Origin of the sequence: Wenjunlia tyrosinilytica, assembly GCF_014646055.1 — a bacterium.
Classification (GTDB): domain Bacteria; phylum Actinomycetota; class Actinomycetes; order Streptomycetales; family Streptomycetaceae; genus Wenjunlia; species Wenjunlia tyrosinilytica.
This window is the reverse complement of record NZ_BMMS01000021.1, coordinates 21,123-45,635: the sequence shown is the minus strand read 5'-3', so window position 1 is coordinate 45,635 and position 24,513 is coordinate 21,123. Positions and strand designations below refer to the sequence as shown.

General features: G+C 71.9%; 20 protein-coding genes. 17 read left to right on the top strand and 3 right to left on the bottom strand.

The features are described from left to right. Positions 1-260: 260 nt before the first annotated feature. The 9 genes from IEY86_RS23025 (at position 261) to IEY86_RS22985 (ending at position 13,028) form a co-directional block, all read left to right on the top strand. Positions 261-1,823, top strand: a complete 1,563-nt coding sequence (locus IEY86_RS23025; protein ID WP_189133724.1) for a PucR family transcriptional regulator — start codon at positions 261-263, stop codon at positions 1,821-1,823. A gap of 140 nt (positions 1,824-1,963) precedes the next feature. Continuing rightward, positions 1,964-3,406 (top strand): aldehyde dehydrogenase family protein, encoded by a 1,443-nt coding sequence (locus IEY86_RS23020; RefSeq protein ID WP_189133723.1) that lies wholly within the window; start codon positions 1,964-1,966, stop codon positions 3,404-3,406. A gap of 231 nt (positions 3,407-3,637) precedes the next feature. Next, entirely contained in the window at positions 3,638-5,650 is a 2,013-nt protein-coding gene (locus IEY86_RS23015; protein WP_189133722.1) for an acyl-CoA dehydrogenase family protein, read from the top strand. Between the two features lie 148 nt (positions 5,651-5,798). Continuing rightward, positions 5,799-7,052 carry a 1-deoxy-D-xylulose-5-phosphate reductoisomerase gene (gene dxr, locus IEY86_RS23010; protein WP_189133721.1) on the top strand — a complete coding sequence of 418 codons (1,254 nt, stop codon included), beginning with the start codon at positions 5,799-5,801 and terminating at the stop codon, positions 7,050-7,052. Continuing rightward, on the top strand, positions 7,049-8,350 hold the full coding sequence (locus tag IEY86_RS23005; protein WP_189133720.1) for a M50 family metallopeptidase: 1,302 nt from the start codon (positions 7,049-7,051) through the stop codon (positions 8,348-8,350). The genes dxr and IEY86_RS23005 overlap by 4 nt, the downstream gene beginning before the upstream one ends. Before the next feature lie 165 nt (positions 8,351-8,515). Then, the gene (gene ispG / locus IEY86_RS23000) at positions 8,516-9,670 is read left to right on the top strand and encodes a flavodoxin-dependent (E)-4-hydroxy-3-methylbut-2-enyl-diphosphate synthase (protein ID WP_189133719.1); all 1,155 of its coding nucleotides are present in this window, start codon (positions 8,516-8,518) and stop codon (positions 9,668-9,670) included. 113 nt (positions 9,671-9,783) lie between these two features. Beyond that, positions 9,784-10,629, top strand: a complete 846-nt coding sequence (locus IEY86_RS22995; RefSeq protein WP_189133718.1) for a GNAT family N-acetyltransferase — start codon at positions 9,784-9,786, stop codon at positions 10,627-10,629. A 68-nt stretch (positions 10,630-10,697) separates the two neighbouring features. After that, positions 10,698-11,249 (top strand): GNAT family N-acetyltransferase, encoded by a 552-nt coding sequence (locus IEY86_RS22990; protein ID WP_189133717.1) that lies wholly within the window; start codon positions 10,698-10,700, stop codon positions 11,247-11,249. An 81-nt stretch (positions 11,250-11,330) separates the two neighbouring features. After that, on the top strand, positions 11,331-13,028 hold the full coding sequence (locus IEY86_RS22985) for a proline--tRNA ligase (protein WP_189133716.1): 1,698 nt from the start codon (positions 11,331-11,333) through the stop codon (positions 13,026-13,028). 71 nt (positions 13,029-13,099) lie between these two features. On the opposite strand, the gene IEY86_RS22980 is transcribed toward IEY86_RS22985, so the two are convergent. The 3 genes from IEY86_RS22980 to IEY86_RS22970 form a co-directional block, all read right to left on the bottom strand. Beyond that, positions 13,100-14,047: an aminoglycoside phosphotransferase family protein gene (locus IEY86_RS22980; protein ID WP_189133818.1), complete on the bottom strand. Its 948-nt coding sequence runs from the start codon at positions 14,045-14,047 to the stop codon at positions 13,100-13,102. A gap of 154 nt (positions 14,048-14,201) precedes the next feature. Beyond that, positions 14,202-14,702, bottom strand: coding sequence for a ferritin-like domain-containing protein (locus IEY86_RS22975; protein ID WP_189133715.1), 501 nt, complete (start codon positions 14,700-14,702; stop codon positions 14,202-14,204). A gap of 4 nt (positions 14,703-14,706) precedes the next feature. Then, positions 14,707-15,243, bottom strand: coding sequence for a hypothetical protein (locus IEY86_RS22970; protein WP_229698681.1), 537 nt, complete (start codon positions 15,241-15,243; stop codon positions 14,707-14,709). 148 nt (positions 15,244-15,391) lie between these two features. On the opposite strand from IEY86_RS22970, the gene rimP reads away from it, so the two are divergent. From rimP to truB, 8 genes are all read left to right on the top strand, one after another. Then, a complete protein-coding gene (rimP, locus tag IEY86_RS22965) occupies positions 15,392-16,051 on the top strand; it encodes a ribosome maturation factor RimP (RefSeq protein ID WP_189133714.1) in 660 nt (219 codons plus the stop codon). Positions 16,052-16,053: 2 nt separating this feature from the next. Further along, positions 16,054-17,052, top strand: a complete 999-nt coding sequence (nusA, locus tag IEY86_RS22960) for a transcription termination factor NusA (RefSeq protein WP_189133713.1) — start codon at positions 16,054-16,056, stop codon at positions 17,050-17,052. A gap of 219 nt (positions 17,053-17,271) precedes the next feature. After that, a complete protein-coding gene (locus IEY86_RS22955; protein ID WP_189133712.1) occupies positions 17,272-17,613 on the top strand; it encodes a YlxR family protein in 342 nt (113 codons plus the stop codon). Between the two features lie 136 nt (positions 17,614-17,749). Next, on the top strand, positions 17,750-20,890 hold the full coding sequence (gene infB, locus IEY86_RS22950; RefSeq protein WP_189133711.1) for a translation initiation factor IF-2: 3,141 nt from the start codon (positions 17,750-17,752) through the stop codon (positions 20,888-20,890). Positions 20,891-21,036: 146 nt separating this feature from the next. Beyond that, positions 21,037-21,336 carry a DUF503 domain-containing protein gene (locus IEY86_RS22945; RefSeq protein WP_189133710.1) on the top strand — a complete coding sequence of 100 codons (300 nt, stop codon included), beginning with the start codon at positions 21,037-21,039 and terminating at the stop codon, positions 21,334-21,336. Positions 21,337-21,473: 137 nt separating this feature from the next. Then, complete coding sequence (rbfA, locus tag IEY86_RS22940) at positions 21,474-21,995, top strand: 30S ribosome-binding factor RbfA (protein ID WP_189133709.1); 522 nt, start codon at positions 21,474-21,476, stop codon at positions 21,993-21,995. Between the two features lie 2 nt (positions 21,996-21,997). Beyond that, entirely contained in the window at positions 21,998-23,104 is a 1,107-nt protein-coding gene (locus tag IEY86_RS22935; protein ID WP_189133708.1) for a DHH family phosphoesterase, read from the top strand. Beyond that, complete coding sequence (gene truB, locus IEY86_RS22930) at positions 23,104-24,003, top strand: tRNA pseudouridine(55) synthase TruB (RefSeq protein WP_189133707.1); 900 nt, start codon at positions 23,104-23,106, stop codon at positions 24,001-24,003. The genes IEY86_RS22935 and truB overlap by 1 nt, the downstream gene beginning before the upstream one ends. Positions 24,004-24,513 lie beyond the last annotated feature (510 nt).

The following is a 24,513-nucleotide window of genomic DNA, read 5'->3' as shown; positions in this document are numbered from 1 at the left end:
GAACTGGAGTGAGGACGGAGTGAAGACTGGGGAGTGGAGACTGGAGGACTGGAGGACTGGAGGACTGGAGGAAAGGACTGGTGCAAAAGGGACTGGCGCCAAAGGGACTGGCGCAAAGGACTGGAGCAACGAGGAGCGCCGACGCTCCTGAGCCTCTCCCACCGGGCCGCGCTGTACATTGAGGCAGAATCGAACCAGCAGTTCCTCCCCAACGGCGCAATCCCCACCAACGCCGTCCGCTCTCCGCCGTTCCAGGTGCCATGCCTCCCACGCTCGCCTCGCTTGTTCGTGCTCCCGCGCTCCGCCTCACCGTTCTGGCGGGCGGGGAGCGGCTCGACGCTCCCGTGCGGTGGGTGCACACCAGTGAGCTCGACGATCCGGCGCCTTTTCTCGAAGGCGGGGAGCTCCTGCTGACCACCGGGATCAAGTTCGCTCCCGATCCCGAGTCCCTGAGGGCCTATGTCCACCGCCTCGCCGACGCCGGAGTCGTCGGGCTCGGGGTCGGCATCGGGCTCACCCACGAGCGGGTGCCCGAGCCCATCGTCCAGGCCGCCGCCGAGCGGGGGTTGCCGCTGCTCGAGGTTCCGCAGCCCACCCCGTTCATCGCCATCAGCAAGGCGGTCTCCGCCGCGCTGGCCGCCGAGCAGTACAAGGCCGTCACCACCACCTACGAGGCACAGCAGGAGCTCACCCGCGCCGCCCTCGGCAAGGACGGCACCGCCGCGATGCTGCGTCGGCTCGCCCAGCGGCTCGACGGTTGGGCCGCGCTCTACGATGCCGCCGGCCAGGTCGTGCACGCCGCCCCCGACTGGGCCGGCCGCCGGGTCGAGCGGCTCACCGCCGAGGTGGAACGGCTTCGCGACCGCCCCGCCCCTTCCGCCGCGGCCGTCCAGGAGCCCGCCGGGGACAGCGAGGACGCCACCGACTGCGTGGAGCTCCAGTCCCTGGGGGCGGGCCGCCGCCCCCGCGGGTTCCTCGCCGTCGGCACCGAGCAGCGCCTGACCACCAGTCAGCGCTACGTCGTCCACTCCGCCGCCGCCCTGCTGACACTCGCCCTCGAGCAGTCGCGCACCCTTCAGCAGGCCGGGGAACGGCTCGGCGCCGCGCTCCTGCGCATGCTGCTCGCCGGGGAGGCCGTGCACGCCCGCGCCGTCGCCGAGCGGCTCTACGGCACGCTGTTCGATGCCGGCGCCCCCGCGCGCCTGTTCATCGCGGAGCCCGGACCCAACCCCTCCGGAGCCCGCGACCCGCTCGCCGCCCTCGGCGACCACCTCGACAACACCGCCGCCCGCGCCGCCGAGCCCGCCCTGCTGGTGCGCGGCGACCACCGGCTCACCGTTCTGGCCGCCGACGGGGGAGCGGTGCACCGCGCCTGTGTCGCCCACACCGACGACGCCGAGGGCATCGCCGTGGGCATGTCCGCCGCCCTGCCCCCCGACCAGGCCGCCACCGCCCATGAACAGGCCGAAAGAGCCTTGGCCGTGGCCCTTCGCCGAGCGCGGGCGTTCGTCGGCCACGACGAGGTCGGCACCGGCTCCGTCCTCCCGCTTCTGCACGGTGACGCGGTCCGCGCCTTCGCCGACGGCCTCCTGCGCCCCCTGCGCGACCACGACGCCACCTCGCGCGGGGACCTCGTCGCCTCTTTGAACGCCTGGCTGTCCCACCACGGCCAGTGGGACGCCGCCGCGGCCGACCTCGGAGTGCACCGGCACACCCTGCGCTACCGCATGCGCCGTGTCGAGGAACTGCTCGGCCGCTCCCTCGACGACGCCGATGTGCGCATGGAGCTGTGGCTCGCCCTGCGTGCCTGCTCCAACTCGTAGAAAGCCGGCGGGCCACTGCTCCTTCCCGGACAACACCCAACCCGCCCACGCGGTCCTACCGTGTAACAACCGAGAAGTAACCACCGAGAAGTAACCACCGAGCAGCAACCACTTCACCGCGGGAAGGGCCGGGATCCACTGTGACCACCACCCACGCTTTCTGGCTCGCCGGCCGACAGGCCACCGGCGAGGGCACGTTCGAGGTCCACCACCCCTGGGACGGCACCGTCGTGGCAGAGGTGAGCGTCCCGACCGAGGCCCAGGTGGAGGAGGCGGTCGCCGCCGCTGCCGCCGTGGCGGGCGAGTTCGCCGCCACCCCGGCCCACGTTCGCGCCACCGCCCTCGACCACGTCTCGAAGCGCCTCGCCGAGCGCACCGAGGAGATAGCCCGCCTGATCACCGCCGAGAACGGCAAGCCGATCAAGTGGGCCCGCGGCGAGGTCGGCCGTGCGGTCTCCGTCTTCCGCTGGGCCGCCGAGGAGGCGCGCCGCACCAACGGTGAGACGCAGCGCCTGGACACCGACGCGGGCGGCACCGGCCGTTTCGCCATCACCCGCCGCTTCCCGCGCGGCGCCGTGCTGGGCATCGCGCCGTTCAACTTCCCGCTCAACCTGGTCGCGCACAAGGTCGCCCCGGCCATCGCCGTCGGCGCCCCGATCATCCTCAAGCCCGCGCCCGCCACCCCGCTGAGCGCCCTCGTCCTCGGCGAGATCCTGGCCGAGACCGACCTCCCGGCCGGGTCCTGGAGCGTCCTGCCCGTGCCGAACGACCGGATGCCCGCACTGGTCAAGGACGAGCGACTTCCGGTCATTTCCTTCACCGGTTCGGACAAGGTCGGCTACCAGATCCTGGACTCGGTGCCGCGCAAGCACTGCACCCTGGAGCTCGGCGGCAACGCCGCGGCCGTCGTCCTCGCCGACTGGTCCTCCGAGCAGGACCTGGAGTGGGCGGCGACCCGCATCGCCACCTTCGCCAACTACCAGGGCGGCCAGTCCTGCATCTCGGTGCAGCGTGTCGTCGCCGACGCCTCGGTCTACGACCGCCTGGTGGAGAAGGTCGTCCCCAGGGTAGGGGCCCAGGTCACCGGTGACCCCTCCGACGACTCCGTGGACGTCGGCCCGCTGGTCAACGAGGACGCCGCCAAGCGTGTCGAGTCCTGGGTGGACGAGGCCGTCGCCGCGGGCGCCCGGCTGCTCGCCGGCGGCAAGCGCGAGGGCGCGACCTACGCCCCGACCGTGCTCGCCGACGTGCCCGCCGATGTGACGCTCTCCTGCGAGGAGGTCTTCGGCCCGGTGCTGACCCTCGCCCGCGTCGACGGAACGGACGCCGCGTTCGCCGCCGTCAACGACTCCAAGTACGGCCTCCAGGCCGGCATCTTCACGCACGACGTGCGGACCGCCTTCCGCGCCCACCGCGAACTCGAGGTCGGGGGCGTCATCGTCGGCGACGTCCCCTCCTACCGCGCCGACCAGATGCCGTACGGCGGCGCCAAGCAGTCGGGCGTGGGCCGCGAGGGCGTGCGCTACGCGATGGAGGACTACACCTACGAGCGCGTCCTCGTGCTCACCGGCCTCGACCTGTAGGCCGCGCGGTCGGCCCGGCCCGGAGCGGCCGCAGGGCCAGACAGACCAAGAAGGGCGTCCCGTGCGGGGGACGCCCTTCTTCCCCTTTCCGCCTGTCCGGTGAGAGACCTGGTACGACGGCCCGAATATGGGTAATACGGCCAAGTAGTACCAGCCGGTAACCCGAATGCCCGGCAACCGGCCCCCACTCGGACCACCGGACCACCGGACCAGCGGCGAGGGAGAGCCCCCATGACGGCACCATCCGCCCCACGAAGCGAGCCCAAGCCCGAAGGATCAGGACCAGGCGAGCCCAAGGCCGCCGGCCCCCGCACCGACCGGCCAAAGGTCTCCGAGCGCGAAGCCCGCCAGGTCGCCGAGGCCGCCCGCGAGCAGGACTGGCGCAAGCCCAGCTTCGCCAAGGAGCTGTTCCTCGGCCGCTTCAGGCTCGACCTCATCCACCCGCACCCCTCGCCCGCCCCCGACGACACCGCCAGGGGCGAGCAGTTCCTCAAGCGCCTGCGGGAGTTCTGCGAGGAGAAGGTCGACGGCCGCCTCATCGAGCGCGAGGCCCGCATCCCGGACGAGGTGATCCTCGGTCTGAAGGAGCTCGGCGCCTTCGGCATGAAGATCGACCCCAAGTACGGCGGGCTCGGGCTCACGCAGGTGTACTACAACAAGGCCCTGGCCCTGGCCGGGTCCGTCAACGGCGCCATCGGCGCCCTGCTCTCGGCCCACCAGTCCATCGGTGTCCCCCAGCCGCTGAAGATGTTCGGCACGCAGGAGCAGAAGGACACGTTCCTTCCGCGCTGCGCCCGTACGGACATCTCCGCCTTCCTCCTCACCGAGCCCGACGTCGGCTCCGACCCCGCACGCCTGGCCACCACCGCGGTTCCCACCGAGGACGGCAGCGCCTATGTCCTGGACGGGGTGAAGCTGTGGACGACCAACGGGGTGGTGGCCGACCTGCTCGTGGTCATGGCCCGTGTGCCGCGCGGCGAGGGCCACAAGGGCGGCATCACCGCGTTCGTGGTGGAGGCCGACTCCGAGGGCATCACGGTGGAGAACCGCAACGTCTTCATGGGCCTGCGCGGCCTGGAGAACGGTGTCACCCGCTTCCACCGGGTCATCGTCCCCGCCGAGAACCGCATCGGCCCCGAGGGCGCCGGGCTCAAGATCGCGCTGACCACGCTGAACACCGGCCGCCTGTCGCTGCCCGCCATGTGCGCCGGGGCGGGCAAGTGGTGCCTGAAGATCGCCCGTGAGTGGTCCTCGGCCCGCGAGCAGTGGGGCAAGCCGGTCGCCAAGCACGAGGCGGTGGCCAAGAAGATCGCTTTCATCGCCGCGACCTCGTTCGCCCTCGAGGCCGTGGTGGACCTCGCCAGCCAGATGGCGGACGAGGACCGCAACGACATCCGGATCGAGGCGGCGCTGGCCAAGCTCTACTCCTCGGAGAAGGCCTCGCTGATGGCCGACGAGCTCGTCCAGATCCGCGGCGGCCGCGGGTTCGAGACCGCGGAGTCCCTCGCCGCCCGCGGCGAGCGGGCCGTCCCCGCCGAGCAGCTGCTGCGCGACCTGCGCATCAACCGGATCTTCGAGGGCTCGACGGAGATCATGCACCTGCTCATCGCCCGTGAGGCCGTCGACGCCCACCTGTCGGTCGCCGGCGACCTCATCGACCCGGACAAGACCCTCACCGACAAGGCCAAGGCGGGGGCCAAGGCGGGCGGCTTCTACGCCCGCTGGCTGCCCAAGCTGGTCACGGGACCGGGTCAGCTGCCGAACTCCTTCGCGGAGTTCAACCCCTCCGGGCACCCGGACCTCGCGGCCCACCTGCGCTATGTCGAGCGCGGGTCGCGCAAGCTCGCCCGCTCCACGTTCTACGCCATGTCCCGCTGGCAGGGCCGGATGGAGAGCAAGCAGGGCTTCCTCAGCCGCATCGTGGACATCGGCGCCGAGCTGTTCGCCATGAGCGCGGCCTGCGTGCGTGCCGAGATGCTCCGCTCGCGCGGGGAGAACGGGAAGGCGGCCTACGAGCTCGCCGACCTGTTCTGCCGCCAGGCCAGGCTGCGGGTGGAGGAGCTGTTCGACCGGCTGTGGCACAACACCGACGACCTGGACAACCGGGCCGTCCGGGGGATCCTGGCGGGCCGCTACACCTGGCTCGAGGAGGGTGTGCTCGACACCTCCGGCGATGGGCCGTGGATCGCCGACGCCACTCCCGGACCGTCCACGGTTCCCAACGTCCACCGCCCCGTGCACTGACGTCCACCACCCCGTCCACCGACCGCCGCGCCGCCCAGGCGCGGCAGGGGGCCAGGCACTCGTACGGCGTCCACCGGCCGCCGGTCCACCAGCGTGTGGATCGGCGGCCGGTGCACGTGCACGAGCCGTCCAAGGCCACAATGGGGGCATGACGGAGACCTCGCTGGCCAACCCTCACCTTCGCTTCCCGGTGGCCGCCGCAGACGGCGGCGGCCACCGGGACATCGTGATCCTCGGCTCCACCGGCTCGATCGGCACCCAGGCCGTCGACGTCGTCCTGCGCAACCCGGACCGGTTCCGGGTGGTCGCCCTGTCCGCGGCGGGCGGCCGGGTGCAGCTGCTGGCCGACCAGGCGCACCAGCTCGGCGTCCGCCTCGTGGCCGTCGCCGACGAGGCCGCCGCGGCCCCGCTGGAGGAGGCGCTGCGCGAGCGCTTCGGCACCGAGCCCGCCCCCGAGGTCATCGCCGGTCCCGACGCCGCCAGTGCGGTGGCCGCGGCCGAGTGCGACACCGTCCTCAACGGCATCACCGGCTCCATCGGCCTCGCGCCGACCCTGGCCGCGCTCCGGGCCGGCCGCATGCTGGCGCTGGCCAACAAGGAGTCGCTGATCGTCGGCGGCCCGCTCGTGCGGGCCATCGCGAAGCCCGGGCAGATCGTGCCGGTCGACTCCGAGCACTCGGCACTGTTCCAGGCGATGCTCGGCGGCACCCGCGGCGAGGTGCGCAAGCTCGTGGTCACCGCCAGCGGGGGCCCGTTCCGCGGCCGCACCCGAGAGGAACTGGCCCAGGTCACCCCGGAGCAGGCGCTCGCCCACCCCACCTGGGCCATGGGCCCGGTGATCACCATCAACTCGGCGACCCTGGTCAACAAGGGACTGGAGGTCATCGAGGCCCACCTGCTCTACGACATCCCCTTCGAGCGGATCGAGGTCGTGGTCCATCCGCAGTCCTACGTCCACTCGATGGTGGAGTTCACCGACGGCTCCACGCTCGCCCAGGTGAGCCCTCCCGACATGCGGATGCCGATCGCGCTGGGCCTCGGCTGGCCGGACCGGGTCCCGGACGCGGCCCCGGGATTCGACTGGACCAAGGCGTCGACGTGGGAGTTCCTTCCGCTGGACGGCGAGGCCTTCCCCTCGGTGGCGCTCGCCCGGCATGTCGGTAGCCTCGGAGGCACGGCCCCGGCGGTGTTCAACGCGGCCAACGAGGAGTGCGTTGACGCGTTCCTCGGCGGCCGACTGCCGTTCAACGGCATTGTGGACACCGTCGCCCAGGCGGTCGAGGAGCATGGAACGCCCCGAACGGGAAACCAGCTCACTCTGGGGGACGTCCTGGAAGCCGAGGCATGGGCACGTGCCCGGGCCCGTGAACTCGTGAAGACGAAAGCAGGGGTGACCGTATGACGGCACTGATGACGGTTCTCGGCATAGTCGTCTTCGTTGTCGGACTGCTGTTCTCCATCGCCTGGCACGAGCTCGGCCACCTCTCGACGGCCAAGCTCTTCGGCATCCGTGTGCCGCAGTACATGGTGGGCTTCGGCCCCACCATCTGGTCCCGCCACAAGGGCGAGACCGAGTACGGGGTCAAGGCGATCCCGCTCGGCGGTTACATCCGCATGATCGGGATGTTCCCGCCCGGCGAGGACGGCAAGGTCACCGCCCGCTCGACCTCCCCCTGGCGGGGCATGATCGAGGACGCGCGCTCGGCAGCGTACGAGGAGCTCAAGCCCGGCGACGAGACGCGGATGTTCTACACACGCAAGCCGTGGAAGCGCGTCATCGTGATGTTCGCCGGGCCGTTCATGAACCTCATCCTGGCCGTCGCCGTCTTCTCCGCAGTCCTGATGGGCTTCGGAATCCAGACCACGACCACCAGCGTGCAGTCCGTCAACGCCTGCGTGGTCGCGGCCACCGCCAAGACCGACCGGTGCCCCAAGGACGCCGAGGAATCACCCGCCTTGGCGGCGGGGCTGAAGGCGGGCGACAAGTTCGTCGCGTTCAACGGTCACCAGGTCAAGGACTGGGACGCCCTGCAGAAGCAGATCCGGCGCACCATCGGCCCGGCCACCATCGAGGTCGAGCGCCAGGGCAGGCCCGTCGTCCTGCACGCGAACCTCATCAAGAACACCGTGCCGAAGATCGACGGCAGCGGCCACTACGTCCAGGGCGAGACCCAGAAGGCCGGCTTCCTCGGCTTCACCCCTGCGAGGGGTGTCGTCAAGCAGACGCCCGCCCAGGCCGCCGACTGGATGGGTGACATGGTCGTCAACGGGGTGCAGAACCTCATCGACCTGCCGAAGAAGGTCCCCGCGCTGTGGGGCGCCGCCTTCCAGGGCGAGGAGCGCAAGCCCGACTCGCCGATGGGTGTCGTGGGAGCGGCCAGGGTCGGCGGTGAGGTGTTCACCCTCGACATCCCGCCGCAGCAGCAGCTCGCCACGATGCTCTTCCTCGTGGCCGGTTTCAATCTGTCGCTCTTCCTGTTCAACATGCTCCCCCTGCTGCCGCTCGACGGCGGGCACATCGCCGGCGCCCTGTGGGAGTCGATCAGGCGACACGCCGCGCGGGTCTTCCGCCGCGCGGACCCCGGACCGTTCGACGTGGCCAAGCTGATGCCCGTGGCGTACGTGGTGGCCGGGGTGTTCATCTGCTTCACCCTGCTGGTGCTTGTGGCCGACGTGATCAATCCGGTGCGCATCGGCTAGCGCTCGAACAGCGGTGGAAGAGCGGGCAACCGGGCGGGCACGGAAGGTGTCCGCCCGGTTTCACTGGGGCGCGAGATGTGCCCGAGCCAGGTGCGGTGCCGTACCGTTAGGGGTCGAACTTCGCTCTGCCGGATCCTTTGAGCCATACCTGGGGATGCACACCTGATGACAGCCATCTCGCTCGGAATGCCGTCCGTGCCGCTCAAGCTGGCCGACCGCCGCCGGAGCCGGAAGATCCAGGTCGGATCGGTGGCTGTGGGTGGAGACGCCCCGATCTCGGTCCAGTCCATGACGACCACCGTCACCGCCGACATCGGCGCCACGCTCCAGCAGATCGCCGAGCTGACCGCCTCCGGCTGCCAGATCGTCCGGGTGGCCTGCCCCAGCCAGGACGACGCCGACGCCCTCGCCACGATCGCCCGCAAGTCGCAGATCCCGGTGATCGCCGACATCCACTTCCAGCCGAAGTACGTCTTCGCCGCCATCGACGCCGGCTGCGCGGCCGTGCGCGTCAACCCCGGCAACATCCGGCAGTTCGACGACAAGGTCAAGGAGATCGCCAAGGCGGCCTCAGAGGCGGGCACCCCGATCCGCATCGGCGTCAACGCCGGCTCCCTCGACAAGCGCCTGCTGGAGAAGTACGGCAAGGCGACTCCCGAGGCGCTGGTCGAATCCGCGCTGTGGGAGTGCTCCCTGTTCGAGGAGCACGGCTTCCGCGACATCAAGATCTCGGTCAAGCACAACGACCCCGTGGTCATGGTCAACGCCTACCGCCTGCTCGCGGAGAAGTGCGACTACCCCCTCCACCTCGGCGTGACCGAGGCGGGCCCCGCCTTCCAGGGCACCATCAAGTCCGCGGTCGCGTTCGGCGCCCTGCTCGCCGAGGGCATCGGCGACACCATCCGCGTCTCCCTGTCGGCCCCACCGGCGGAGGAGGTCAAGGTCGGCATCCAGATCCTGGAGTCGCTGAACCTGCGACAGCGCCGCCTCGAGATCGTCTCCTGCCCCTCCTGCGGCCGCGCCCAGGTGGATGTCTACAAGCTCGCCGACCAGGTCACCGCCGGTCTGGAGGGTATGGAGGTCCCGCTGCGCGTGGCGGTCATGGGCTGCGTCGTCAACGGCCCCGGTGAGGCCCGCGAGGCCGACCTCGGAGTCGCCTCCGGCAACGGCAAGGGCCAGATCTTCGTCAAGGGCGAGGTCATCAAGACCGTTCCCGAGTCCAAGATCGTGGAGACCCTCATCGAGGAAGCGCTCAAGATCGCCGAGCAGATGGAGAAGGAGGGCGCCGCCTCCGGCGAGCCCACCGTCTCCATCACCTGATCCACCGGCCCCACATGACGATGGGCGTACGGGTGAACGGCGCAGTACAGTGCGGGGGAGCGCCACGAGGGTGGGGCGTCCCGCACGGGCACGGGCATGGTGAGGCTCCCACAGTGTTGACGAAGACGACCACCAGGGTTCTGGAGCCCGGCGACCTCGACGCCGCTCTGGAGGTGCTGGACCGCGACCCGGTGGCCAACGCCTTCGTGGCCTCCCGCATCCGCACCGCCGGGCTCGACCCGTGGCGGCTCGGCGGTGAGCTGTGGGGCTGGTACGCCTCCGGCCGCCTGGAGTCGCTGTGCTACGCCGGGGCCAACCTCGTGCCCATCTGCGCCACCGCCGAAGCGGTGCGGGCCTTCGCCGACCGGGCCCGCCGCAGTGGCCGCAGCTGCTCGTCCATCGTCGGTCCCGCCGAGGCCACCGCCGAGCTCTGGGCCCACCTCGAACCCGCCTGGGGGCCCGCCCGCGAGGTCCGCGCCCACCAGCCGCTGATGGTCACCCGGTCCATGCCGGAGGGGATCGCGCCGGACCCGCTGGTGCGCCGGGTGCGCCGCAACGAGATGGACGCGATCATGCCCGCGTGCGTGGCCATGTTCACCGAGGAGGTCGGCGTCTCCCCGATGACGGGCGACGGCGGGCTGCTCTACCAGGCGCGCATCGCCGAACTCGTCACCACCGGGCGGGCGTTCGCCCGGATCGAGGACGGCCGTGTCGTCTTCAAGGCCGAGATCGGCGCCGTCACCGACCACGCCTGCCAGATCCAGGGCGTCTGGGTCGCCCCCGACCGCCGGGGCGAGGGCCTGTCCGAGACCGGTATGGCCGCCGTCCTGCAGTACGCGCTGCGCGAGGTCGCCCCCGTGGTCAGCCTCTACGTCAACGACTACAACGCCCCAGCCCGCGCCGCCTACCGCCGTGTCGGGTTCTCCGAGGTGGGCTCCTTCATGAGCGTCCTGTTCTGAGCGGCCCCCGCACCCCGCGCCCGGGTGATCTGCCCGGCCGGTATCCCCAGGCAGTAGGGTCCCCGCCCATGGACGAACTCCTCATCGGGCCGATCGACCTCGTCGCGCGCGTGGACGACGCGCTCGCCGTGCAGGCACTCGCCTTCGGCCTCAACGACGAGGAGATCCACATCCGCAGGCAGATCGTCCTGCGGCACGCCGCCTACCGGGGCACCCGGGCCTTCGGCGCGTTCACGGCCGACGGCGCGCTCGTCGGCTTCACCTACGGCATGCCCAACGACCGCGCCCACTGGTGGAGCACCGTCATCGAGCCGTACCTCGTCGCCGTCGGTCACGAGGACTGGCTCGACGACGTCTTCGGTGTCACAGAGCTGCACGTCCTGCCCGGATTCCAGGGACACGGCCTCGGCCGCGCGCTCATCACCCGGCTCACCGACGGCGTCGAGCAGAGCCGCAGCATCCTGTCCGCGATCGAGGGGCCGAGCCGGGCCCGCAGGCTGTACCACTCCCTCGGCTATGTCGACCTGGCCCGGTCGGTGCGCTTCCCCAGCGCCCCCAGCCTCTACGTGGTGATGGGCGCGCACCTTCCCCTGCCGAGGACCGGCTCCGCCGAGCGCTAGCGGCCTGGGGCGAACGGCGTCGCACCGCCCCGCTCGGCCCGGATATCCTCGGTGGAATCCGTTCCATCCCTTGGAGAATCCATGGTCCAGCGCATGTCCCGGCTCCTGCTCAAGACGCTGCGCGACGACCCGGCCGACGCCGAGACCGCCAGCCACAAGCTGCTCGTCCGAGCCGGGTACGTACGCCGTAGCAGTGCCGGAGTGTGGACGTGGCTGCCGCTCGGCAAGCGCGTGCTGGACAACGTGGCCCGCGTCGTCCGCGAGGAGATGGACGCCATCGGCGGCCAGGAGGTGCTCCTGCCCGCCCTGCTGCCCCGCGAGCCCTACGAGGCCACCGGCCGCGCCGATGCCTACGGCGACCTGCTCTTCCAACTGGAGGACCGGCGCGGCGCCAGGTATGTGCTCGGCCCCACGCACGAGGAGATCTTCACGCAGCTGGTGAAGGACCAGTGCTCGTCCTACAAGGACCTGCCGCTGATCCTCTATCAGATCCAGACCAAGTACCGCGACGAGGCCAGGCCCCGCTCCGGAGTGCTGCGCGGGCGCGAGTTCCAGATGAAGGACGCGTATTCCTTCGACACCTCCGACGAGGGCCTGGGCGAGGCGTACCAGGCGCACCGCAGCGCCTACATCCGCGTCTTCGAGCGGCTGGGCCTGGACTACCGCATCGTCTCCGCGGTCTCGGGCGCCATGGGCGGCTCGGCCTCGGAGGAGTTCCTGGCCCCGGCCGCGGCCGGGGAGGACACCTTCGTCGACTGCCCGGCCTGCGACTACGCCGCGAACACCGAGGCCGTCACCGCCGTCGTCGAGCCCGTCACCGGGGCCGGCCACCCCCCGATGGAGGAGCTGGCCACCCCGGCCACGCCCACCATCGAGACCCTCGCCGAGCACCTGGGCGTGCCCGCCTCGGCGACGCTGAAGAACCTCCTGGTGAAGGTGGACGGGCAGATCACCGCGGTGGGCGTGCCGGGCGACCGGGAGGTCGACATGGGCAAGCTCGCCGAGGCGCTGGCCCCCGCCGAGGTGGAGCTGGTCACCGCCGAGGACTTCACCGGCCGCCCCGACCTGGTGCGCGGCTACGTCGGCCCCCAGGGCCTGGCGGGCAAGGCCTTCCGCTACCTCGCCGACCCCCGGGTCGCCGAGGGCACGGCCTGGATCACCGGCGCCAACCGCGCCGACCACCATGTTCGCAATGTGGTGTGCGGCCGTGACTTCACCGTCGACGAGTACCTGGACGTGGCCACCGTCCTGCCCGGCGACCCCTGCCCCAGCTGCGGTGCGGGGCTGACCATCGGCCGTGCCATCGAGATCGGCCACATCTTCCAGCTGGGCCGCAAGTACGCCGACGCCTTCGAACTCGACGTGCTCGGCCGCGAGGGCAAGCCGGTCCGCGTGACCATGGGCTCCTACGGCATCGGTGTCTCCCGCGCCGTGGCGGCCCTCGCCGAGCAGACGCACGACGAGTCCGGGCTGTGCTGGCCGCGCGAGGTCGCCCCCGCCGACGTGCACATCGTGGCGGCGGGCAAGGCCCAGCAGACCGAACTCGCCCTGGAACTCGCCGAGAAGCTGGGCGCCGGCCGCGTCCGCGTCCTGGTGGACGACCGCGCCGGGGTCTCTGCGGGAGTGAAGTTCACCGACGCCGAGCTGATCGGCATCCCGACCATCCTGGTGGTCGGGCGCCGCGCCGCCGAGGGCGTCGTCGAGCTGAAGGACCGCAGGACGGGTGAGCGCGAGGAGATCTCCATCGACGACGCGCTGGCCCGCCTGACGGCCAACTGAGGCCAAAGCCTGGGGAGTTCACAGGGCCGATGGTGGGTTCGGTCAGGAGGCCGGGCCCACCACGCGGTCCACTACAGCCAGCCGGCGAACTCCAGGAGCAGCTCGCCGTCCTCGCGGTCCCCGACCGCGAGCGACCACACCCCCGCCTCCACGGCACGGAAGAACGCCCAGCCCCGCAGGCGATCGCGGTCGAGGTCGAGGGAGTCGGCGAGCTTCTTCACCCGGCGACGGGCCAGCGAGCCGGGGCCGGGGGAGGCCGCGAGGGTGTCCAGCCGGTCCCGCACCAGCCAGGCCAGGTCGTAGGCGCGCTCACCGACCAGCGGTTTGGGGTCGATGGCCAGCCACGGCATCCGCCCGCCCTGCCCGCCTCCGGGCAGCGGGGCCCCTCCCGCCAGCACATTGCCGTGGTGGAAGTCGCCGTGCAGCAGCAGTCGCTCCGGCTCGCCCGCCATGAGCTCGGCGTGCGTGGTCAGGGCCTCCTCCACCAGCGGGCGCACATCGGCCGCCCACGGCTCGGCGGCTCGTTCGAGCATCTTCTCCACGAGCCCCGCGGTGTACTCGGCGACGGTGGTGAAGGGGTGCTCCTCACCGGGCCCGACCCACAGACGGCGGACCACCCCGGCCGCCTCCAGCATCGCCTTCGCCTCGGGCAGCGAACGCAGGCTCACATCGCCCTGGAGCCGTTCGAGGAGCATCGCCCCCTCCTCGGGCTCCGCCCGCAGAAGGCGCACCGCCCCCACCCCGTTCCAGTGGGCGAGGGCTCCCGGCTCGTGCTCGGTCTCCCGCGTCACCATGCCCAGCTTGAGTGTCGCGGGGGTCCCGTCCGCCTGCCGCACGAGCACCACCATGCTGATGCTCCCGCCCGGCTCCAGCACCCTCTCGGGCGTCAGCTCCCACGCTTGGACGAAGCTCCGCGCCCGCCGGGGAAGCTCCCGCGCCCAAGCGCGCCCGGCCTCGCCCTCCCAGGCGCAGACGGTGCGCACGAGATGCTCGGGCGGCGTGAGCGGTACGACGGGCATGGCGTGCGAGTCCCTCCTGCGGCGGTGCGGCTGGTCGGCTGTGAACATGTCTGCGGTGAACGGCGAGGCGGCTGCGGCAGGGGCCCCGGTGCCCCGGCCCCGCCGATCCCCGTCCCCCGAGGACGCCGCCCTGGGGACGCCGCCCCCGAGAACGTCAGAGCTCGCCGGGGGACGCGCTCGGGGAGGCCTCGGTCGAGGTGCCGAGCGCCCGTTCGGGCAGCCCCGGGAAGGCTACGCCCCTGCCCCGCCAGCCCACCGCGCGGACCGCCGCCTCCCGCAGTGCCCGCGCCGCCTCCTCGCGCAGATGCCCCCTGGTCTCGCGCACCACATCCGCGTAGACCGCCGCCACCCGGTCCTCCAGTACGGCGGCGAGCCGTAGGGCGGCGGCCTCGTCGGTGACCGAGAACGGCAGCGCGTACGCCGGCGCCGCCGCCGCGGGCTGGGCCCCGAGGTCCCGGACGGTCCGCTCGAGAGCGTCCCGCCGGGACCGGTGCGCGTCGTACGCGTTCCTGGCCCTGGTGCGCCGGGCGCCGTCGAGCTTCGCTCCGACCACCCCGAACCCGTAGACAGCCGCGTGCTCGGCGGCCAGCGCCGACTGCAGCGCCTTGACCGCGCCAGGCGGCTGGGTGGTCGGTGAACCCGTGAGTGTCGGCACGGCGTCAGCTCCTGAGCAGCAGGGCGCGGCCCGCGCCCGAGGCGGCGACGGAGGCGAGCAGGCGGGCGAGTTCCGGCGGTGCGTCGAGGAGATCGGCGGTCCGTGCGTCGGCGGTGCGCCGTTCCGTGCGGGCCAGGGCGCGCTTGGCGGCGACGGCCCCGTCGGGAACGTCCGACGCACCCGGGGACGACGAGGCCGAGGACGGCGTGCCGTGCCCGCCGAAGGCCTCCAGATGGAGAACGAGATCGGCGCGCAGCGGCCGCAGCTCCTTCTCCAGATCCGGGTGCGCCCGCAGCGTGGCGTCGTAGGCGGCGATCAGCGCGGCGGCGTCCTCGGCGGCCCGTGCGCGCAGCCGGTTTCCGCGCGAGCCGTCGGCGGCGGTCCCCTCCTGCCCGTTCGAACAGGCGGTGAGCCCGGCGGCACCCACCGCGGCGCCCGCCGCGGTCAGCGCGGTCGCGCCCGCTCCGGCCCTCAGGACACTGCGGCGGGAGGGGGAACCTGCTGGACCTGCGGAGAGCTGGCATTTCTTGCTGATCGGCACGTTCCCCGTCCTCTGCCGGCGTGATCACCGGGAATGAGAGTACCTGCCCGTATGCATGGAATCGGCACTCGGCGCAATGACCCGATAGGCTGGGTCAGCGCGACAGCGACCTTCCGACAACAGCACACGCGGCCGAGGAGTCACCCGGATGAGCACCACCCAGAGCGACAGGCTGCGTGCACTGCTGGATCCGCTCGTCTCCCGATCGGGTGCCGAGCTGGAAGAGGTCAAGCTGACGACGGCGGGCAGGCGCCGCCAGCTGCTCGTGGTGGTCGACTCCGACGGCGGTGTCCCCCTCGATCTGGTCGCCGAGCTGAGCCGCGGTATCTCGAAGGCGCTGGACGACTCCGACGTGATGGGCGGCGCGCCCTACGTCCTCGAAGTCACCTCCCCCGGAGTGGACCGCCCGCTCACCGAGCCCCGGCACTTCAAGCGAGCCCTCGGCAGGATGGTCAAGGCGCAGCTCGCCGGTGGCGGTGAGGTGACCGCCCGGATCACGGACATCGACGACGAGGGCCTCGACCTCGAGGTGCCCGGGGTGAAGGGGCGCAAGCCCACGCGGCGCCGGCTCGCCTTCGACGAGATCGCCAAGGCCCGGGTGGAGGTCGAGTTCAGCCGCAAGAGCGACGACAAGCTCGACCCGGTCGGCGACGACGGCAGCGAGGCCGACGACCGTGATACCCACGAGGACAGCGGCGCTCACGACAGCGGCGCTCACGACAGCGGCGCTCACGACAGCGCCGACACCGACACCGACAGCGCCGACACCGACAGCGGCACCAACGACGAGAACAAGGAGGAGGCGTAGCCGTGGACATCGACATGAGCGCTCTGCGTGGGCTTGTGCGGGAGAAGGAGATCTCGTTCGATCTGCTGGTCGAGGCGATCGAGTCGGCCCTCCTCATCGCGTACCACCGCACCGAGGGCAGCCGCCACAAGGCGCGCGTCGAGCTCGACCGCTCCACCGGGCATGTGACCGTGTGGGCGCAGGAGGACCCGGACGAGACGGAGGAGGGCGCCGAGCCGCGCGAGTTCGACGACACCCCGTCGGGCTTCGGCCGGATCGCCGCCACCACGGCCAAGCAGGTCATCCTCCAGCGGCTGCGCGACGCCGAGGAGGAGATCACCTTCGGCGAGTACGCCGGCCGCGAGGGCGACATCGTGGCGGGCATCGTGCAGCAGGGCAAGGACCCCCGCAACGTCCTGGTCGACATCGGCAAGGTCGAGGCGATCCTGCCGACGCAGGAGCAGGTGCCGGGCGAGAACTACGAGCACGGCTCCCGTATCCGCACCTACGTGGTGCGGGTGGCCAAGGGTGTGCGCGGCCCCTCCATCACGCTCTCGCGCACCCACCCCAACCTGGTGAAGAAGCTCTTCGCGCTCGAGGTCCCCGAGATCGCCGACGGCTCCGTCGAGATCGCGGCGATCGCCCGCGAGGCAGGCCACCGCACCAAGATCGCCGTGCGGTCCACGCGCTCCGGCCTCAACGCCAAGGGCGCCTGCATCGGCCCGATGGGCGGCCGTGTGCGCAACGTCATGGCCGAGCTCCACGGCGAGAAGATCGACATCGTCGACTGGTCGGACGACCCGGGGGAGATGGTGGCCAACGCCCTCTCGCCCGCCCGCGTGAGCAAGGTCGAGATCGTCGATCTGGCGGCCCGTTCCGCCCGGGTCACCGTGCCGGACTACCAGCTGTCGCTGGCGATCGGCAAGGAAGGGCAGAACGCCCGTCTGGCGGCGCGGCTGACCGGCTGGCGGATCGACATCCGGCCGGACACCGAGCAGGAGGACGGCCGCGCCGGGGCCTGATCCCCGGTCGAGGCGAACGCCCGTATCGCTCGTATCCGCCGGGACACCTTCTGGTGTCGTGGCGGCGGATGTGAGACGTGTGACCCCGGAGACGGATGATGCGCTTCGGGGAATGCGGAACGATCGCCGACGGTTCGTTTGAGTACACAGCGGATCACACAGTGCCGGTGCTTCCGTCATCCCGTTGGGGCGGCGCAGGCCCGGGGAGGTAGACTGAGAGTGTCTGGCCGGACGCGAGCACGTGCATGCCCCGAGCGCACCTGTGTGGGCTGCCGAACGCGTGCGGCCAAGGACGATCTGCTGCGCACCGTGGCGGTCGGGGACGAGTGTGTCCCTGATCCTCGCGGTACGCTGCCCGGTCGGGGAGCATATGTGCACCCCGACGAGGCATGTCTCGACCTGGCGGTTCGCCGTCGGGCGCTCCCGCGGGCCCTCCGGGTCCAGGGACCGCTCGATGTGGGTGGGCTGCGCGAGTGGGTCGGACAGTGCAAGACCCCGCTGCCGAGCGAGAGCACGGCAGAGCGGCACGAAGAGCAAGAACAGCAAGGGATTGCACGGTGAACCGTGTGGTCGTCAGGTACCTCGCGAGTCGGAAGTAGGTCGAGATTGCGATGAGCACTCGATGAGTACGCGATGAGTACGCCCGTGAAGTAGCGACGGTCCGGCGGACGACCAACCCCGGACCAGAAGGAGCGACGTGGCAAAGGTCCGGGTATACGAGCTCGCCAAGGAGTTCGGTGTCGAGAGCAAGGTCGTCATGGCCAAGCTCCAAGAACTTGGTGAGTTCGTACGTTCGGCGTCTTCGACGATCGAAGCGCCGGTTGTACGCAAACTGACAGATGCTTTCCAGCAGGGGAGCGGCGGCGGCCGTTCCTCCGCGAAGCCCGCGCCCCGCAAGGCGGCGCCGTCCAAGCCGTCCGCACCGGCCACGCCCGGCAGCGCGACGGCCCGTCCCGCTGCCCCGGGCCCGAAGCCCGCGACGGCCGGTTCTGCCGCGGCGCGTCCGGCGGCCCCCAAGCCCGCCGGCCAGACGCCCGCGCCCGGCCCGCGCCCGGCAGGCCCGCGTCCGGGCCCGCGCCCGGCTCCGGCCGCGCCCGCCCCGCCGGCGCAGACCCCGGCTCCGGCCCCGGTCGAGTTCCAGGCCCCGCCCTCCGCTCCGGTCGCTCCCGCGGCCCAGAGTGCGCCGAGCGAGGCTCCGGCCCAGCGCGGTCCGCGCCCCGGCGCCACCCCCGGCCCGCGTCCCGCCTCCCCGCGTCCCGGTGGGGACCAGCGCGGCGGCGACCAGCGCGGCGCCGGCCGTCCCGGTGCGGGTGCCCCGCGTCCGGGTCAGTCCGGCGGCGCCCGTCCCGGCCAGGGCGGCTCCCGTCCCGGCGCCCCGCGCCCCGCGGGTCCGCGTCCGGGCAACAACCCCTTCACCTCCGGCAGCACCGGAATGCCGCGGCCCCAGGCCCCCGGCCGTCCCGGTGGTGCCCCCGGTGGCGCACCCCGTCCGGGCGGCCCCCGTCCGGGCGGCAACGCTCCGGCCGGCGGTCCCCGTCCCGGCGGCGGCGCTCCGGGCGGTCCCCGTCCGAACCCGGGCGCGATGCCGCGTCCGCAGGGCGGCGGCAACCGTCCGAACCCGGGCATGATGCCCCAGCGTCCGGCCGCCGGTGGCGGCGCTCCCGGCCGTCCCGGTGCTCCCGGGCGTCCCGGTGGCGCGGGCCGTCCGGGTGGCGGTGGCGGCGGTCGTCCCGGTGGCGGCGGTTTCGCCGGCCGTCCGGGTGGCGGTGGCGGCGGTGCCGGTCGTCCCGGTGGCGGTGGCGGCGGTTTCGCCGGTCGTCCCGGTGGCGGTGGCGGCGGCGGTGGTTTCGCCGGCCGTCCCGGCGGCGGTGGTTTCGGCGGCCGTCCCGGCGGCCCCGGTGGCCGCGGTGGAACGCAGGGTGCCTTCGGCCGTCCGGGCGCACGCCCGTCGCGCGGCCGCAAGTCCAAGCGCCAGCGCCGTCAGGAGTACGAGGCCCAGCAGGCCCCGTCCATCGGCGGCATCATGCTGCCTCGCGGCAACGGGCAGACCGTCCGCCTGTCGCGTGGCGCGTCGCTGAGCGACTTCGCCGAGAAGATCAACGCCAACCCGGCGTCGCTGGTCCAGGTCATGCTGAACCTCGGCGAGATGGTCACCGCCACGCAGTCGGTGTCCGACGAGACGCTGCGCCTGCTCGGCGACGAGATGAACTACGCCGTCGAGATCGTCAGCCCGGAGGAGGAGGACCGCGAGCTTCTCGAGTCCTTCGACATCGAGTTCGGCGAGGACGAGGGCGGCGACGAGGAACTCGTCGCACGTCCCCCGGTCGTGACCGTCATGGGTCACGTCGACCACGGCAAGACCAGGCTGCTCGACGCGATCCGCAAGACCAACGTGGTCGCGGGCGAGGCCGGTGGCATCACCCAGCACATCGGTGCCTACCAGGTCGCCACCGAGGTCAACGACGAAGAGCGGGCCATCACCTTCATCGACACCCCGGGTCACGAGGCGTTCACCGCCATGCGTGCCCGCGGTGCCAAGTCCACCGACATCGCGATCCTCGTGGTGGCGGCGAACGACGGTGTCATGCCCCAGACGGTCGAGGCGCTGAACCACGCCAAGGCGGCCGACGTGCCGATCGTGGTCGCGGTCAACAAGATCGACGTCGAGGGCGCGGACCCGACGAAGGTGCGCGGTCAGCTGACCGAGTACGGCCTGGTGGCCGAGGAGTACGGCGGCGACACCATGTTCGTCGACATCTCCGCCAAGCAGGGTCTCAACATCGACTCCCTGCTGGAGGCCGTGGTCCTGACCGCGGACGCGTCCCTGGACCTGCGGGCCAACCCGCACCAGGACGCCCAGGGCATCGCCATCGAGGCCCACCTCGACCGCGGCCGCGGCGCCGTGGCGACGGTCCTCGTGCAGCGCGGAACCCTGCGGGTCGGCGACACGATGGTCGCGGGCGACGCCTACGGCCGAGTGCGCGCCATGCTCGACGAGAACGGCAACCCGCTGGAGGAGGCGGGCCCGTCCCGTCCGGTCCTGGTGCTCGGTCTCACCTCGGTGCCCGGCGCCGGCGACAACTTCATCGTCGTCGACGAGGACCGCACCGCCCGGCAGATCGCCGAGAAGCGGGCCGCCCGCGAGCGCAACGCAGCGTTCGCCAAGACCCGCCGCCGCATCTCCCTCGAGGACCTGGACCAGGTACTCAAGGAGGGCCAGGTCCAGCAGCTCAACCTCATCCTCAAGGGCGACGCGTCCGGTTCGGTCGAGGCGCTCGAGAGCTCGCTCATGCAGCTCGACGTGGGCGACGAGGTCGACCTGCGCATCCTGCACCGCGGTGTGGGTGCGGTCACCGAGCACGACATCAACCTCGCGGCGGGTTCCGACGCGATCGTGATCGGCTTCAACGTGCGCGCCGAGGGGCGTGCCACGTCGCTGGCCGAGCGCGAGGGTGTCGACGTCCGGTACTACTCGGTCATCTACCAGGTGATCGAGGAGATCGAGGCCGCGCTCAAGGGCATGCTCAAGCCGGTCTACGAAGAGGTCCAGCTGGGCACCGCGGAGATCCGCGAGATCTTCCGCTCGTCCAAGTTCGGCAACATCGCCGGTGCCCTGGTCCGCTCGGGCCTGGTCCGGCGCAACGCCAAGGCCCGGCTCGTCCGGGACGGCTCGGTCGTCGCCGACAACCTGTCGATCGACACGCTGCGCCGTTTCAAGGACGACGCCACCGAGGTCCGCGAGGGCTTCGAGTGCGGTATCAAGCTCTCGAACTACAACGACATCAAGATCGACGATGTCATTGAGACGTTCGAGATGCGCGAGAAGCCGCGCGTCTAGTACGCGGTAGCGATTCGGGGCCGGTCGGCGGAGGAATTCCCGTCGATCGGCCCCGGTCGTAGCGTGTACCGTTCCACAGGTTATGGCCGCTCCCGGATCAAGGAGCGGTACGACGAGGCCTCACGGGTCGGCTTGACCCGATACGCATGTACGTAGGGACTCTGTCCTTCGATCTCCTCCTCGGCGATGTCCACTCGCTCAAGGAGAAGCGTTCGATCGTCCGCCCCATCCTCGCCGAGCTCCAGCGCAAGTACGCGGTGAGTGCGGCCGAGGTGGGCGGCCAGGACCTCCATCGCAGGGCCGAGATCGGCCTCGCGGTGGTCTCGGGGGACGTCGGCCACTGCACCGACGTGCTGGACAGGTGCGAGCGGCTCGTGGCCGGGCGCCCGGAGGTGGAGCTGCTCTCCGTACGGAGGCGGTACCACGGTGGCGGGGACGGCGACTGACGGCCGCGTCCGCACACCGTGCAGATGTATAGGAACCGAAGACGGAACGCGCCCTCGGGCGCGCGGGCGGTACGTTGGGACGGCTGTGCAAGCACGGCCCGGCCCTGGACCGCTCGCAGTAGGAGGAGGACCTCACAGTGACCGACACCGCGCGGGCGCGAAAGCTGGCGGACCGCATCCGGGTCGTCGTCGCCGAGACCCTGGACCGGCGGATCAAGGATCCCCGGCTGGGCTTCGTGACCATCACCGACACCCGGGTCACCGGTGACCTGCGGGAGGCCACCGTCTTCTACACGGTCTTCGGTGACGAGACCGAGCGCGAGGCCTCGGCCGCGGCGCTGGAGAGCGCCAAGGGAGTCCTGCGCTCCGAGGTCGGGCGGCAGACCGGGGTGCGCTACACCCCGTCGCTGACGTTCGTCCTGGACGCCGTCCCGGACAACGCCCGCACCATCGACGACCTGCTGGCCAAGGCCCGTGCCGCCGACGAGCAGGTGCGCAGCACGGCCGCGGGCGCGAAGTACGCGGGCGAGGCGGACCCGTACCGGGTTCCGGGCGAGGACGCGGACGACGAGGGCGGCGAGCCCGGCGCCGCGGCGTCCGAGGCCTCCGCGTCCGACGCTTCCGCGGACGTCGCCGCCGACAAGGACAGGGACTCCTGACCGTGGCCGGCGACCCTGCCGGTCGGCCGCCCGCCGTCGATCCCGCCGTCGAGCCCGCTGCCGACTCCGCCGTCGACGAGGCCGCGGCACCCGCGCCCCGGCGGGCCCGCGCGGCCATCCCGGAGCATGCCTGGGAGACCGCCGTGAAGCTCGTGGGCGCCGCCCGAGAGGTCCACCTGGTCTGCCACGTCTCGCCCGACGGCGACGCGCTCGGCTCGGCGCTGGCGGCCGGGCTCGCGCTGCGCTCGCTCGGCGTGGACGCGTTTGTCTCGTTCGGCGACGACCCGCAGGTGGTGCCGGCCTCGCTGTCGTTCCTGCCGGGCCAGGACCTGCTGATCCCGGCGGCCGAGGTGCCCGACGCACCCGAGCTGGTGGTCGTCTTCGACGTGGCGTCCGAGCACCGCCTCGGGCTGCTGTGCGACAAGGCGCTTGCCGCACGCGAGCTCATCGTGATCGACCACCACAGCTCGAACAACGGCTTCGGGAGCTGCCGCCTGATCGATCCCGCCGCCCCGGCGACGGCCGTCCTCGCGGACGAGCTGCTGCGGCGGCTCGGGGTGCCGCTGACCCATGACATCGCGGTCTGCCTGTACACGGGGGTGGCGACCGATACGGGGTCGTTCAAGTACACCGCCACGACCCCGGCCACCCATGAGCTCGCCGCCAGGCTGCTGGCCACGGGGATCCGGCAGGACCTGATCTCGCGGCAGCTGTGGGACACGGCGTCGTTCGGCTATCTCAAGGTGCTGGCGGCGGCGCTGGAGCGGGCCCGCCTCGAGCCGGAGGCGGCCGGGGGCAGGGGCCTGGTGTGGACGGTGGTGCCGCACGCCGACAGGGAGCGGCACGGCGTCGCGATGGACGAGGTCGAGGGGCTCATCGACGTGGTCCGCAAGGCCGCGGAGGCCGAGGTCGCCCTTGTGCTCAAGGAGGGCGAGGACGGCTCGTTCTACGGCTCGTCGAGGGCCAAGGGCGCGGTCGACCTGGGCGCGGTGTGCGCCGGGCTCGGCGGCGGGGGCCACGCCTACGCGGCGGGCTTCACCTCGTACGACGACGCGGCGACGACGGTCGAGCGCTTCCGCACGCTGCTCGAAAACGAACTCAGGGACTGATGAAACGCAAGGGAACGGGGCCCGACGGCCTTGTCATCGTCGACAAGCCTGCCGGGATCACCTCGCACGGCGTCGTGGCGCGCACGCGCCGCCTCGCGGGCACCCGCAGGGTCGGCCACGCTGGCACGCTGGACCCGATGGCGACGGGTGTGCTGGTGCTCGGCGTCGAGAAGGCCACCCGGCTGCTGGGGCACCTGGCGCTGACGGAGAAGGCGTACGACGCGACGATCCGGCTGGGCCGGACGACGATCACCGACGACGCCGAGGGCGAGGTCACCGAGACCGTCCCGGCGACCGGCGTCACGCGGGAGGCCATCGACAAGGGCATCGCGGAGCTGACCGGGGACATCCAGCAGGTGCCGTCGAAGATCAGCGCGATCAAGATCGACGGAAAGCGGTCGTACAGCAGGGTGCGCTCCGGCGAGGAGGTGGAACTGGCGGCCAGGCCGGTCACCGTCTCGTCGTTCACGGTGCACGAGGTGCGGGTGGTGGCGCCGGCGGACGGCACCGAGGTGCTGGACCTGGATGTGACGGTGGAGTGCTCGTCCGGCACGTACATCCGGGCCCTGGCCCGTGACTTGGGCGCGGGGCTGGGTGTGGGCGGCCACCTGACGGCGCTCCGCCGCACCCGGGTCGGTCCGTACACACTCGGGATGGCGAAGTCGCTGGACGAGCTGGAGGAGACGTTCTCGTACATGCCCATCAGCGAGGCCGCGGCGGCGGCCTTCCCGAGGTGGGATGTGGACGCGGAACAGGCCCGCCTGCTGGTCAACGGCGTCCGTCTGAAGGTCGAGGGCTTGGGCGATGGCCCCATCGCCGTCTTCGGCCCGGAAGAACGCTTCCTGGCCCTGGTGGAAGAACGCACGGGCCAAGCCCGCATCCTGGCAGTGTTCGTGTAGCAGCGCGCCGGGGCGCACCGCGGCGGGTGACTCGCCCGCGCCGGCGCGCGAAGGGCAAAGGCCCTGGCAACGGGGAGTGTTGGGCGGTGGGCGGGTCCGCGCTGCCGGGCAGCGGCGAGGCCGCGTCGCGCCGACCAACGGCCTTGGGGCGGCAGGGGGCAATACCCCCGGCCCCCTCCAAGGGCGCGGACAGGCCGCGCGCGGCAGCGCGTGGAGTGAACCTTCGTTCGGGAGCGAGGCCGTCGGTCCAGCGTCGGCTGCCTGTCTCTCGGTGCGAGGCGGCGCAGGTTCGACCGCCGCCTGGCAGCACAACTGCCGGCTCCCCGCGCCGCGTTCAAACCTCTTCGCACCGCCCGCAGGGCGGGATTCACTCCAATGGTCGGGCGCTCGATGCGAACCCCAGGTGCGAGCGGGGGCGCGTTCCCCTCATCCCATGTCATCCCGTTCCCCAACCCCCTACCGTCGACGCGGGGGAGTCAGAGCTCGGGCCCTTGGCGGGGAGGTTCATGA